Genomic DNA, 14,307 nt, shown 5'->3' with positions numbered 1-14,307 from the left:
TGATAGCCCTGCCCGCAAGCGGGAGTAGTGAACCGAACTCCTGGACGGCCCCCTCGAAGCAAAAGTCGAACAGTCATCGCCCAACAGAAAAAGGCCGCCTGGTTTCCCGGGCGGCCTTTCCTGTCTCACGGTGGCCTCACATTAGCGGGCGATTTCAGAACATCTGCACCAGGGGCCTATCTCCTGGCCGTGTCCTACTCGGAAGCCGCTGCTCATCGGGACAGTCGCGATCTGGAGCCCGATCCGACGCGATGGTCTCCCATCTCCGTAAGATGTTCCTATTGAGCTGCGAACCCGGGACTGGCGCAAGCGCAGAAGCTCGCCCGGGCGCGGCTGTCCCCGCTGTTACCGCTGTTCACAGGCACGCTTGCGTTGCCGCAGGCACGCTTGCGCTGCACGCGGATGCGCGCTCGCGCAAATCTCCACATCAACTGCGGATGATCAGCTACCGGGCGTCCAGGCGTGGTAGTCGCCGGTTGCCTTGGGGCGGCGGCCGCTCGCCAGCGTCGAGCCGGACGGGCGATAGGCCTGCGGAGTGCCGGTCATGTTCGGCACGTGCGGCTTCTCCCACTCCCGCGCCGTGTAGTTCTGCTCGGTCGGCGGGACGTCGACAGTGTGATGCATCCAGCCGTGCCAGCCCGGCGGCACCCGCGTTGCTTCGGCATACCCGTTGTAGACCACCCAGCGGCGCTCAAAGAGGAGCGTCGGGTCGATCTTGCCGCCCTTGGTGCGATAGTAGCGATTGCCCTGCTCGTCGGTGCCGACCAGCTCACCGTAGCGCGAGGTCCACAATTGCGTGCCAAAGGTCTGGCCGTTCCACCAGGTGAAGACTTTGAGCAGGAACTGTTTCATGCGCGGCCGGTTGTCGGTTCGAGGCAGATGGGCTCTGATGCCACCTGAATCCCCAAATGTCCAGCCGCCGGCCGGACGGCCTGCCGCCCGGTCAGACCGGGCCAGGATACCCCTGACGGCGACCAAATGACGCGGCAGGAGGCTTTCGCATTCACGCGCCATACATGCGCTGGCTGCGAAGCAAAGATAACGCACAATCAATGTGCCGCGCGGGAACGTCTGACCTCAGCAAAGGTTAGACATCATCTGGTTTCATGGAGTCTAAAATGATCAATCTGAAGGTTCTGGGCACCGCCGCGGCGTTGGCGCTTGCGCTGCCGCTGGTGCTGCCAACTCAAAGCTTTGCCCAAGCCCCGGCTCACGTAGGCGGCCACGGCGGTGGCGCTGTCGCCAGGCCGGGCGGCGGCGCTGGCGCGGGCGCCTATCTTCGGCCCGGCGTCGGTGCGCGTCCGGGCGGCGGAGCGATTGGCGGCGGCCCGCGGGTCGGCGGCGGCCCGGTTGGCGGCGGAGGCGGTGGCCGCGTCGGCTGGAACGGTGGCGGTGGCGGCTATCGTCATGGCGGCGGCGGCTTCTGGCCCGGTGCGGTTGTCGGCGGAGTGGTCGGCGGCGCGATCGCTGCCAATGGCTATTACGGCCCCGGCTATGGCTACGGCCCCGGTTACTATGACAACAGCAACGGCTATTACGATGACGACAGCGCCCCTGTCGCCGTCGAAGCGGCGCCCGACGGCGATGCGAGCTACTGCGTGCAGCGCTTCAGGTCCTACGACCCGGCTTCGGGCACCTATCTCGGCAATGACGGCCTGCGGCATCCCTGCCCGTAATGCCGGCCTGAATTCGTGATGATCAAAGGGCGGCGGCAACGCCGCCCTTTTTCATGCGTGCGAGTCGGCTGACGCAGCGGCGCGAGATGCGTGCGACAGAATCAATTGTCGATCACGGCGAGTGTGACGCCGAGCGGCAACATCGGAGCGCGGCCGGCGACGGGAACTGCGGTCATGGAATTGTAATCCGGCCTGCAATCAACGGGTGGACAAATGCAGGTGATGTGTCACGACTAGCTGGGATTATGCTTGTCATCAAACGACATATGCACTCTATCATACAGACTACCCGTCTCCGTTCCGACTTAATCACGCAACGGGCCAAGCGAGTCGCCGGCACGCGAAGCCCACTGAAGAGGAAGCACCGTGCCGCGCATTCTCGTGGTCGATGACGACCCGATGGTCTGCGTTGCCATCGAGGTCTGCTTGCAGCGCCAGGGCTTCGAGGTCACCGTCGCCGATGGCGGTGAGTCCGGCATGCGCGCACTGGACAGCGCGACGTTCGATGTGATGCTGGTCGACGTCTTCATGCCGCATATGCGCGGCTTCGAGGCGGTCCGCGTGTTCCATGAACGTGCGCCCGATATCCCCGTCATCGCGATGTCCGGCTATGCTTTCGCCAATGCCGACCGCGCGCCGGATTTCCTGCGGATGACGATCGAGCTCGGCGCAGCAGCCTGCCTGCGCAAACCGTTCACGCCGCAGGCGCTGATCGCTGCCATCAACGACTGCCTCGCGAAGTCCCCCTCGTCCGCTCGCCTCTCGAAATAACCGCTCATCCCGGCGTCATGGCTTCCCAGCGTCTCATCCTCGGCAGCGGCCTCGCAATCCTCCTCGCCATCAGTGCGGCGTCGATCGGACTTGACGTCAAGTCACGCAGCGAGATCGAATCGGCCGAGCGCACGCTCAGCATCCTCAAGCGGATATCGGACACGCGGCCATTGCCACGCGGCGTGGAGAGCGCGGCGCGCGCCTACGCGCTGACCGGAGACCCGTCCTTCGCCGACGAATTTCGCGAACAGAGCACAGCCCTCACTTCCGCATTCGACAGCCTGATCGCGGCGGTGGAGGCCGCGCCCGAGGAAGCGCAGCTGCTCGCGGACGCCAAGGCGCAGGTCGACCACGGCATTGCGCTCGGCGCCGAACTGATCAGGCTGCGCAGCGCCGGCGACACCGCCGGCGCGGCGGCGCTGATCTCCGCCGGCGAGAGTCGCGCGCTGATGGACAAGGTCGGTGCGGAGCTCGAGCGTCTGGTCACCGAAGAGCGCCGCCTGCTCGCGGTCCGCACCGAGCAGTCGAAGACCTATGGCCGCCTGCTGCTGGCGATCGACCTCGCCGGCGTCGCGCTGATCCTGTTATTGGCGACCGTGCTGACGTTGACGACCCGGCGCTCGCGGCGCGAGCTTCAGAACTCGCTGACCGCGACCCAGGCGACCAACCTGTCGCTCGAGGCCAAGGTCGCCGAACGCACCAAGGATCTCGCCGCCGCGCTCGAAGAGCTTCGCCGCTCCACCGCGGTCATGGAAACCACCTTCCGCAGCATGGCCGAGGCGGTGCTGGTGATCGACACATCCGGCACTGTGCTGCTCGCCAACCCGGCCGCCGGGAAGATGCTGCGTTACAAGCCGGGCATGACGGTCCAGCTGCTGCGCGCGCTCAGCAACGTGTTCCAGTCCGACGGCGTCACAACCATGAAGGTCGAGGACATGCCGTCGGCCAAGGCGCTGCGCGGCGAGGAATTCGACGGATTTGAGTTCATTGCCCGGCCCGTCCGCGGCGCACCGCAGATCCACCTCGTGGTCTCCGGCCGTCCGCTGCGCGATGGCGAAGGTCAGATCACCGGCGCGGCGCTGGTCTATCATGATATCACCGCCTCGCGCGAAACCGAGCACAAGCTGCAACAGTCGCAGAAGCTCGACGCCATCGGCAAGCTGACCGGCGGCGTCGCGCACGACTTCAACAACATGCTCACGATCATCACCGGCACCACCGAGACGCTGGTCGAGAGCCTGCGCGGCCAGCCGCAGCTCGCAAGGACCGCCGAGCTGATCGACCGCGCCGCCGAGCGCTGCCGCGAGCTGATCCAGCATCTGCTGGCCTTTGCCCGCCGCCAGCCGCTGGAGCCGCGCACCGTCGACATCAACGGCACCGTGCAAGACATCGCCAAGCTGCTGCGTCCGACGCTCGGCGAGCAGATCGAGATCAATTCGGTGCTCGCACCCGACGTCGCCAACGCCCATATCGATCCGTCGCAACTCGCCAACTCGCTGCTCAACATGGCGATCAACGCACGCGACGCGATGCCCGAGGGCGGCAAGCTGTTGTTCGAGACCAGCAACATCGTGCTGGACGAGGCCTACGCGACGGCCAATCCCGACGTCGCGCCGGGCCGCTATGTGCTGCTTGCGGTCAGCGACACCGGCACCGGCATGTCGCAGGCGGTGCAGGACAAGGTGTTCGATCCGTTCTTCACCACCAAGGAGGTCGGCAAGGGCTCCGGCCTCGGCATGAGCATGGTATACGGCTTCGTCAAGCAATCCGGCGGCCACATCAAGATCTACAGCGAGCAAGGCCACGGCACCACGATCAAGCTCTATCTGCAGCCCGCCCGCGGCCAGGTCGCGGTGGAGCCATCCGCGCTGGCGCCGGTGCCACGCGGCAGCGCGACCATCCTGATCGTGGAGGACGACGCGCTGGTGCGCAATTACGTCACCACGCAGCTCGCAAGCCTCGGCTACAAGACGATCGCGGCCCCCGACAGCCGCGCTGCGCTGGCGCTGGTGGACAAGGGAGAGACATTCGACCTGCTGTTCACCGACGTCATCATGCCCGGCGGCATGAACGGCCGGCAGCTCGCCGACGAGGTCGCCAAACGACGGCCCGGCATGAAAGTGCTCTACACCTCAGGCTATACCGAGAACGCGATCGTGCATCACGGCCGCCTCGATCCCGGCGTGCTGCTGCTGGCCAAGCCCTATCGCAAGTCGCAGCTCGCAAGGATGATCCAGCAGGCGCTGACGGAATGATTGGCCTCGAGCCTCGCTTGCTTGACCTCTCCCCGCCTGCGGAGCCCGCCTCCGCAGGAGCGCACTGCCAAAATATCGAAAACAACCCCATGCAAAGTAGCCGGCGGCTGCCGGCGCTCGACGAGGCAACTTGACACGTCGGGCAACTCAGCGGCATTATTCCATTATCCCGAAATCACGCAGGCGCCCTCCGCCCCCAGCTCGCGCGCCGCTACCGCGTCGCCAGCACGACGCCGAACAGCGTGAACAGCAACGCCACGATCTGGGTCGGGCCCAGCGGCTCGTGCAGCGAGATCGCCGAGGCCACCACGCCGATGACAGGCACCGCCATGGTGCCGATCGCCGCCACCGAGGCCGGCAGGCGGGCGAGCGCGGCAAACCAGGCGACGTAGGCGACGCAGAACTGGATCACGGTCGAATAGACCAGCAGCCACCAGCCTGTCGTCGTCACCCGATCGAGATGCGTGGTCTCGACCAACAGGCCGACGATCGCGATCGGGACGCAGCCGATCCCGATCTGCCAGGCCGCGGCCGGGATCGGCGGCATCGAGAGCGGATATTTCTTCGCCAGCACCGTGCCGAGCGCAAACGCGATCGCGCCGCACAGCGCCATGATGATGCCGGGCAGCTTCTCCTCGCTGGCGCTGATGCCGTTGCCGCCCATGATCGCGCCGAGCCCGACGAATGCCATCAGAAGCGCAATCGTGCGCAACAGCGTCGGCCGCTCGCCGAGCACCGGCCACGCCAGCAGCGAGGCCCAGACCGGCATCGTGTAGGCGATCAGCGCGGCTTCGCTGGCCGGCAACCACAGCAGCGCGAGCCCCATCAGCACCATCCAGCCGGTGACGTTGAGCACCGCATACAGCACCAGCCGCGGCCACAGCCGTGGCTCCACGGCGAGGCTCTGCGAACGGATCAGTGCCAGCAGGGCGAGCAGCGCAGCGCCGATCACGCCGGTCGCGCCGCGCAGGGTGAGCGGCGGCAGCTCGCCGATCAGGAATTTTGTGACCGGCCAGTTGAAGCCCCAGCCCACCGAGGTGATGGCGAGGAACATCAGGCCAGCGGGCGCAAGGCGCGCCCGCGCAGGCGGTGTCGAAACTGTCATGGGACCCGGCAGGGTGTGGAATCAGAGGTCACCTTGCCTGCGATTTTGTCGCCCGACCATCACGCGTCAGACATGCCTGATCCATGCTTTGCCCGTAGGCTTACGTGAGTCCCTAAAAATCAATCCGCAAGCGCCGATAAATAGTTCGCCTGTGAACAGCGGGGCGAAGCCCCGATCCACAGCCCAAATGAGATTTTTTTGGCTTGGGAATCCCTGAGGACTCACCGATACTTGGGGCCATCACAGGCGCGGCATTGCCCCCTGTTATCCCCTTCTGTCCACCATATTTAGTGTTTGATTCAGAAACTCGTACTAGTCCTTGACGGGCGCAACTGACATGGCCTAGCTTTCTGCCTGTTCGGCGCGAGTGTGTTTGGGTCCCCGCCGGTCGCTCCCACAAGGGTTCCAAAATGACCACTCCGCCAGGCCCTTTGGGCCGCGGGTGAAGGGTTTGTCTGCCCTGATTTTGGACCATCTCAGGGGCGCCTAGACGGGCCGCAAGGCTCGAAAAATCAGAGGCCGGAACCGGCCCGCAAAGATGCGTGCGAGTGGCGTGTCGTGTGACGTGTTGGGGCGTTGAATGCATGGCCTGGCAGGCCCGGATCTCCGGACCGGCCGAGGACGTGCCGCCGCAGGGCCGGTGAAAGCCGGCTTCCCCGCGGATGAGAGAAACAGGCCGGGTCTACCGGCTGAGCTGCGAATGACGGGAGAGCGGGTCGATCTCGCGTGTTCCGAAAGTTCGCTCAAGGATAACATTACCGGCAAACCTGTGGGAAACGCGGGACCGGTCAGAAGAAGAGACGGGGCCGACCATGCGCATTGAACGACGCAACACCACCAGCGGACAATCTCCCTATGCCGGGATCAATTTCAGGCTGACGACATCGGAAATCCGCAATCCCGACGGCTCGGTCGTGTTCCGGGCCGAGAATGTCGAGGTCCCCGATTTCTGGTCGCAGGTCGCCTCCGACGTGCTGGCGCAGAAGTACTTTCGCAAGGCCGGCGTCGCAGCAAAGCTGAAGAAGGTCGAGGAAGAGACCGTGCCGTCCTGGCTGTGGCGCTCGGTGCCCGACACTGAGGCGCTTAGCCTGCTGCCCGAGAACGAGCGGATCGTCGGCGAAACCAGCGCAAAACAGGTGTTCGATCGCCTCGCCGGCTGCTGGACCTATTGGGGTTGGAAGGGCAAATACTTCTCGAACGAAGAAGATGCCCTCGCCTTCTTCGACGAGATCCGCTTCCAGCTGGCAAAACAGATGGTCGCGCCGAACTCGCCGCAATGGTTCAACACCGGTCTCCACTGGGCCTACGGCGTCGATGGTCCCGGCCAGGGCCACTATTACGTCGATCCCTTCACGGGCAAGCTCACGAAGTCCAAGTCGGCCTATGAGCATCCGCAGCCGCACGCCTGCTTCATCCAGGGCGTCAGTGACGACCTCGTCAACGAGGGCGGCATCATGGACCTCTGGGTCCGTGAGGCGCGCCTGTTCAAATACGGCTCCGGCACCGGCTCCAACTTCTCCCGCCTGCGCGGCGAAGGCGAGCGCTTGTCCGGCGGCGGCCGCTCGAGCGGCCTGATGAGCTTCCTCAAGATCGGCGACCGCGCGGCGGGCGCCATCAAGAGCGGCGGCACCACGCGCCGCGCGGCCAAGATGGTCGTGGTCGACGTCGATCACCCCGACATCGAGACCTATATCGACTGGAAGGTGAAGGAGGAGCAGAAGGTCGCAGCCCTCGTCACCGGCTCCAAGATCAACCAGAAGCACCTCAAGGCCGTGATGAAGGCCTGCGTCAACTGCGAAGGCAGTGGCGACGACTGCTTCGATCCCGAGAAGAACCCGGCGCTGCGCCGCGAGATCAAGCTCGCGCGCCGGAGTCTGGTGCCCGACAATTACATCAAGCGCGTCATCCAGTTTGCCAAGCAGGGCTACAAGGACATCCAGTTCGACATCTACGACACCGACTGGGATTCCGAGGCGTATCTGACCGTCTCCGGCCAGAACTCCAACAACTCGGTCTCGCTGAAGGATGATTTCCTGCGCGCTGTTGAAACCGATGGCGACTGGAACCTGATCGGCCGCACCACCAAGAAGGTCACCAAGACCCTCAAGGCGCGCGACCTCTGGGAGAAGATCGGCCACGCCGCATGGGCTTCCGCCGATCCCGGCCTGCACTTCAACACCACGATGAACGACTGGCACACCTGCAAGTCGTCAGGCGACATCCGCGCGTCCAATCCGTGCTCGGAATACATGTTCCTGGACGACACCGCGTGCAACCTTGCTTCCGCAAACCTGCTGACGTTCTACAATATCGAGGGCAAGCGCTTCGACGTCGAATCCTACGAGCACCTCTGCCGGCTCTGGACCATCGTGCTGGAAATCTCGGTCATGATGGCCCAGTTCCCGTCGAAGGCGATCGCCGAGCTGTCCTACGAATTCCGCACGCTGGGCCTCGGCTTCGCCAATATCGGCGGCCTCTTGATGACCATGGGCTTGCCCTATGACAGCAAGGAAGGCCGCTCGCTCTGCGGCGCGCTGACCGCTGTCATGACCGGCATTGCCTACAAGACCTCGGCCGAGATGGCCGCGGAATTGGGCACCTTCCCCGGCTACAAGAAGAACGCCGGCCACATGCTGCGCGTGATCCGCAACCACCGCCGCGCCGCGCATGGTGAAAGCCGCGGCTATGAGGCGCTCGCCGTCAATCCGGTGGCGCTCGACCATGCCTCCTGCCCGCAGGCGGACATCGTCGCGCATGCCAAGCTCGCCTGGGACGACGCGCTCGCGCTCGGCGAAATCAACGGCTATCGCAATGCCCAGACCACGGTGGTGGCGCCGACCGGCACCATTGGCCTGGTGATGGATTGCGACACCACCGGCATCGAGCCCGATTTCGCGCTGGTGAAGTTCAAGAAGCTCGCCGGCGGCGGCTACTGGAAGATCATCAACCAGGCGGTGCCGGCCGCACTGCGCGTGCTCGGCTATCGCGAGAGCGAGATCGCGGAGATCGAGGCCTATGCCGTCGGCCACGGCTCGCTCTCCAACGCCCCCGGCATCAACGCCACGACCTTGAAGACCAAGGGCTTCACCGACGAAGCCATTGCAAAAGTCGAGAAGGCGCTGCCGACCGCGTTCGACATCAAGTTCGCCTTCAACAAGTGGACCTTTGGCGAGGACTTCATCCGCACCACGCTCGGCATCTCAGCCGAGGCGATCGCGGCCCCCGGCTTCGACCTGCTCGCCGCGGTCGGCTTCACCAAGCGCGAGATCGAGGCCGCCAACGTGCACATCTGCGGCGCGATGACGGTGGAATCGGCGCCGCACCTCAAACCAGAACATTATGCGGTGTTCGACTGCGCCAATCCCTGCGGCAAAATTGGAAAACGCTACCTCTCGGTCGAGAGCCACATCCGGATGATGGCGGCATCGCAGCCGTTCATCTCGGGTGCGATCTCGAAGACCATCAACATGCCGAACGACGCCACGGTGGAGGACTGCAAGTCCGCTTATCTGCTCTCGTGGAAGCTCGCGCTGAAGGCCAACGCGCTCTACCGCGACGGCTCGAAGCTGTCGCAGCCGCTTAACTCGCAGCTCATCTCCGACGATGAGGACGAGGACGATGCGGTCGAGTCGTACTACGACAAGCCGATGGCGGCGCGCACCGCCCAGGTCTCGGAGAAGATCGTCGAGAAGCTGGTCGAGCGCATCGTCGTGATGCGCGAACGCGAGAAGATGCCGGATCGCCGCAAGGGCTACACCCAGAAGGCGGTCGTCGGCGGGCATAAGGTTTATCTCCGCACCGGCGAATACGACGACGGCCGGATCGGCGAGATCTTCATCGACATGCACAAGGAAGGCGCGGCACTGCGCTCCTTCATCAACAACTTTGCGATCGCGGTCTCGCTGGGTCTCCAGTACGGCGTGCCGCTGGAGGAATATGTCGATGCCTTCACCTTCACCCGCTTCGAGCCGGCGGGCCCGGTGCAGGGCAACGATTCGATCAAGTATGCGACCTCGATCCTCGACTATGTCTTCCGCGAACTCGCGGTCAGCTACATGAGCCGCTTCGACCTCGCCCATGTCGATCCCCGCGAGAGCAATTTCGACGCGCTCGGCAAGGGCGTCGAGGAAGGCAAGGACCCGGAGACCCAGAACCACCAGGCCACCAAGTACCTGTCGAAGGGCCTGACCCGCTCGCGCACCGACAACCTCGTCGTCATGCGCGGCGGCTCGGCCGCAGTGAGCGCGAACTCCGACAGTGCCCCCGCCGGCGGCTCCCGCGTCACGTCCCTCGCCACGCACGGCGCCACCTCGCGTGTCTCCGACACCCTGGAAGGCGCCGTCGCGCTGAAGCAGGAAGTCAACCACGACCTCTCGCCGACCGAGAAGCTCGAGGCCCTGCAATGGAGCAAGGCGGGCGCCGCGGCCGCCGCCGCTCCCAGCAAGGCTGAACGTCGCGCCGAGGCGAAAGCCAAGGGCTACGAAGGCGAGATGTGCTCGGAGTGCGGCAACTTCACGCTGGTGCGGAATGGGACCTGCATGAAGTGCGATACGTGTGGGTCGACGACGGGGTGCAGTTAAGTTTCACGAAGAATAGAAGCTTGCTAGAGGCGGCGCGTGATGCGCCGCCTTTTAGGGCTTTTGTATACCTTGGGGAGCTGCCGTCAGAACGATATATATTCCTTGGGTGGGCAGAAGAACCTTTCGAGTTCGCAGTCGGGCAAGTCGCGGTTCAGAAATAATTATTTCGAAGACACCCCGCATACCGGTCTCTTCCCAATTGAGCAGCAACTCCGGAATCTCATTTATGATCGTAACGTCCATTCCCCAAAAAACATGGCCGACGGAAATGACGTAGAGAGGATCCTTCAGAACATTTTGCGTCATCAGCATTTCGCGCGATATCGCGTGAGTGGCTCCGGCCTTCAGAGGCATAAGGTGGACGCCGTCGACAGCCGATGCCTTGATTTCAGATAAGACGTCCTTCTTGCCGATCGTCGCAAACTAACGATAGTGTGTAGTCGCTCAACTGGCTCCCCGACGTCGGAATGCAGCGGATAGCGTACGCATCGTCGTTCTTGCCAAAGACCACTATTTCGCAATGCAGAGTATCGCTGACTTCGATTATCCGGCTGGATTCATCCTTCCAGCAAATTATAATAGTTCGAGTTGCGTCTTTGCTGTAATAACTGTGATGAGTATTCGCGGACCTAAGAAGGGTCAGCGTCATTGTTTGGTTGAGTGCATTCAGGAATTCACCAGCCGATGGGCTTTCTGATTCAACAAAGCCTGGAAGAAATATCCTACGAGAAATTCTTCTCCATAGGTCATCAAGGTCATTGCGGCGGTCTAACCACTTATCATCGCCCAGAACATCCGAGATAGCTTCCTAGAAGAGTCCCATCCCACCGAGAAACCTGGTGAATAAAGCGGTAGAAGCACCAACACCGATGAGCTTGGAGGCTACAACAACGCTTGGATAGTAACTCGCGGGAAAAAGCATTACGTAGCCACAGATTAGCAAGGCGGCCACATATCCAACGTATGGCAATGAAGCCCGGAAGCCTCGAAACAATGAAATTTCAGCGAACCATCCTGGAGCCGTGTTCATTGAGAGAACCTCAAATATTCTAACAATCTAAGATTGAACACTGGCACACTCACTAAAGCAAGCTGGCATATCGCGGTGCCCCGCTTCATTCCGAACTGACTTGCGGGTACCGATTTGAGCGAAGACAGCCCAACGAGCGGCGATAGCGTCGACGACACCGCGCCCCTACAACCTCCCTGGACGGAGGTAACGCTGGACGACGTTTACCAAGTCGATTTCGAAGGGCCGGTTCGGCACTCAGACAGCGCCGACGCGGCCGAACTTGGTGATATCTATCGAAAGGTCGTCGAAGAGACCCGGCCCTCGGCGGAAACCGCGGCTTTCCGCGTCTACTCGATGCTCGCTGCGATCATGGGCATGCATTTCAAACCCAACGAGCCGAACCAGCCCTTCGGCGCGATGGTCGTCTTCGCGGACGGACGCCGCTCGGCCATACCCGCGGACTTTCGCGATGCTGTGGGCGTCTTGGCGGAAATGGCGGAACGATCCGAACACCCCGTGCTGCGGGCTCGGCTCGCAGACATATGCTGGCTGCTCGATAGAAAACGTGGCCGCCTAGGAGTCGCTGCCGCGACGGCATACGTCGAAATCGTCTCCAGGGTCGATGCCGGCCCCCTCAGGTTTCGGTTCGATACAGATCAGACCGGCGCGCTGAGACACCAAGCGCGAGACCTTCTCAAGCGGGCATTGTTCATCGGGCGCGGTACTGGGATGGACAAGAACGGGCCGTCGGAGGCGCAAAAACTCGTCTCCGATCTACGGAAACGATCAGTCGAAAAGCAGCAGCCGAGGCCGGCCCAGATGTTCGGCCATCTGGATCTCTACTTTAGGATTTCGGACGCGGCCCAGGTCGGCAAGGACGTGGAGACCCTGATCACTCGCCTGCCCGTCGAAACCGACCTTCATGCCCTCGTCGATCTCTGGCGGCTTGCCGCTAGAGCCTATCATCTTGCCAAGCTGGACAACGACAAGAACCGGTCTCAGTCGGCTGCAGCCGAGTTGCTCGTTACGATAGCGCAGCGACAACCATCGGCTATGCTGGCGGCACATACGTTGACGGAGGCAGTTGGCGAACTGCATGGCGTACCCGGCACCAAGGACCGGCGAAAAGAGCTGAGGCATCTGCTCGTCGACGTTCAGGCGGGTATCGTCGACGAGATGTCGTCGTTCTCGCATCCGATAAATCTTGAGGAGATAGCTAAGAGCGTCGAAGCGAGGATGCAGCGGCTAAATCTACTCGACAAACTGTTCGTATTCGCCGCCCTGAGCCAGTCTCCGGATCCTGCGGAATTGGTCGCCGACGCGGAACGATCGATCAGCGAGCATCCGCTGTCGTCCCTGTTCGGCGTCAGCCACCATGATCATGACGGCAAGGTCATCTATCGCAGCGAAGGAGCAGGCTTGGGCGACTCAGCAGGCGATTCGGCGGTCCGCCATCAGATTGCGCGGGACGAGGGAATCCGGCGGCACATCACGGCGTCCGCGGAGATCGATGTGGCCAGGCGGTCCATCGTCGAAGGACACTATCTTTCGGAAGAGATTTTCGTCTTCCTTCTGGAGAAGAGCCCCTTCGTACCCCGGGGGCTGGTTATGACTTACAGCCACGGTTTCACACGCTTCTTCCAGGGCGATTTCATCAGCGCTCTCTACGTCCTGACGCCGCTTCTTGAGGCCTCGCTTCGGCACGTGCTCAAAGGTCATGGTCACGACGTCACTAAAATGGACGACGCCACAAAGAGCCAAGAGGATCGAACGATATCGTCACTGTTCGAACAGATGCGGGAGGAATTGGATTCGATCTTCGGCAGAGCGATCACGACCGACATCGAGAACGTCTTCCTCAAGAAACCTGGCCCCTACATTCGTCATCGATCGCGCATGGATTGCTGCGCGACGGCGAACCGTATTCGGACGACGCGCTCTATGCATGCTGGCTCATCTTCCAGCTTTGCATGCTGCCGTTGTATCAGTATCGGGCAAGCCTCATCCTGCCAGTCGACGAAAACACCGCACGGGCGGAGGGTGGAGAGTAGCACGCGTAGGGCGGATTAGTACTACTGAGTCAGAAGGCCGCAGGCGTCGGGTCTGAGAATCAAATAATTGAAGAGATTCAGATTTTGGCAGATGGAGGGCCAGATGAATCTCAAGGGCAGCGAAGCACGCTTTGCGGCGTATGTTGAGGGGCTTTCGAGCGTCATTGGTCACGCGGACCGAGCTGGGCCGCTGCGCGATTATTGCACCGGTTTGATACTGCCCGGTGAGCGCAAGAGCGTCGAGCCGATGGCGGCGAAGACGGCTCCAGCGCGGACGGCGGCCCAGCATCAGTCGCTGCTGCACTTTGTCGGTGTCGCGACCTGGTCGGACGAGAAGGTGCTGGCCAAGGTGCGCGAGATGGTGTTGCCGGCGATCGAGAAGGATGGGCCGATCGAAGCGTGGATCATCGACGACACGGCGTTCCCCAAGCAAGGCAAGCATTCGGTCGGCGTGCACCACCAATATTGCGGCCAGCTCGGCAAGCAGGCCAATTGCCAGGTAACGGTGTCGTTATCGATTGCCAACCACTCCAGCAGCCTGCCAGTGGCCTATCGGCTGTACTTGCCGCAGGATTGGACCAAGGACCGCGCACGGCGGAAGAAGGCGGGTGTGCCGAAGGACGTCAAGTTCAAAACCAAACCGGAGATCGCGCTGGAGCAGATACGTCGGGCATGTGAAGCCGGCCTGCCACGTGGCGTCGCATTGATGGATACAGCCTATGGCAACGACTCGCGTCTGCGCGCGGGCATGACGGAGTTGGGCGTATCTTACGCGGTCAGCATTTTGCCAAACACTTTGATGTGGCGACCCGGAACCGGTCCAAGGCGCAAAGGCAAACCGCTGAACAATACCGGCC

At 62.6% G+C, this 14,307-nt stretch carries 7 protein-coding genes and 1 pseudogene; 6 read left to right on the top strand and 2 right to left on the bottom strand.

Annotated features, from left to right (window positions below; all coding sequences use genetic code 11):
• Positions 1 to 441 precede the first annotated feature (441 nt).
• Positions 442 to 852: an NADH:ubiquinone oxidoreductase subunit NDUFA12 gene (locus tag UP10_RS38090; protein ID WP_044592322.1), complete on the bottom strand. Its 411-nt coding sequence runs from the start codon at positions 850 to 852 to the stop codon at positions 442 to 444.
• A 266-nt stretch (positions 853 to 1,118) separates the two neighbouring features.
• Between UP10_RS38090 and UP10_RS38085 the strand changes: the two genes are divergently transcribed.
• From UP10_RS38085 to UP10_RS38075, 3 genes are all read left to right on the top strand, one after another.
• Positions 1,119 to 1,676 carry a BA14K family protein gene (locus UP10_RS38085; RefSeq protein WP_044592321.1) on the top strand — a complete coding sequence of 186 codons (558 nt, stop codon included), beginning with the start codon at positions 1,119 to 1,121 and terminating at the stop codon, positions 1,674 to 1,676.
• Positions 1,677 to 2,042: 366 nt separating this feature from the next.
• A complete protein-coding gene (locus UP10_RS38080; RefSeq protein WP_044592320.1) occupies positions 2,043 to 2,447 on the top strand; it encodes a response regulator in 405 nt (134 codons plus the stop codon).
• Positions 2,448 to 2,464: 17 nt separating this feature from the next.
• A complete protein-coding gene (locus UP10_RS38075) occupies positions 2,465 to 4,702 on the top strand; it encodes a CHASE3 domain-containing protein (protein WP_044592319.1) in 2,238 nt (745 codons plus the stop codon).
• 211 nt (positions 4,703 to 4,913) lie between these two features.
• On the opposite strand, the gene UP10_RS38070 is transcribed toward UP10_RS38075, so the two are convergent.
• Positions 4,914 to 5,807, bottom strand: a complete 894-nt coding sequence (locus UP10_RS38070; protein ID WP_044592318.1) for a DMT family transporter — start codon at positions 5,805 to 5,807, stop codon at positions 4,914 to 4,916.
• Between the two features lie 812 nt (positions 5,808 to 6,619).
• Here UP10_RS38070 and UP10_RS38065 point away from each other — a divergent pair.
• The 3 genes and pseudogenes from UP10_RS38065 to UP10_RS38050 form a co-directional block, all read left to right on the top strand.
• Positions 6,620 to 10,387, top strand: coding sequence for a vitamin B12-dependent ribonucleotide reductase (locus UP10_RS38065; RefSeq protein WP_044592317.1), 3,768 nt, complete (start codon positions 6,620 to 6,622; stop codon positions 10,385 to 10,387).
• A gap of 1,144 nt (positions 10,388 to 11,531) precedes the next feature.
• Positions 11,532 to 13,450 (top strand): annotated as a pseudogene (locus tag UP10_RS38055) (DUF7380 domain-containing protein).
• 91 nt (positions 13,451 to 13,541) lie between these two features.
• Positions 13,542 to 14,307, top strand: a 766-nt coding sequence (locus UP10_RS38050; protein WP_044591622.1) for an IS701 family transposase, incomplete at its 3' end; no start/stop codon positions are given.

The sequence above is a fragment of the Bradyrhizobium sp. LTSPM299 genome (assembly GCF_000938235.1).
In the GTDB taxonomy this organism is placed as follows: domain Bacteria; phylum Pseudomonadota; class Alphaproteobacteria; order Rhizobiales; family Xanthobacteraceae; genus Bradyrhizobium.
This window is presented reverse-complemented; position numbering and strand designations above follow the sequence as displayed.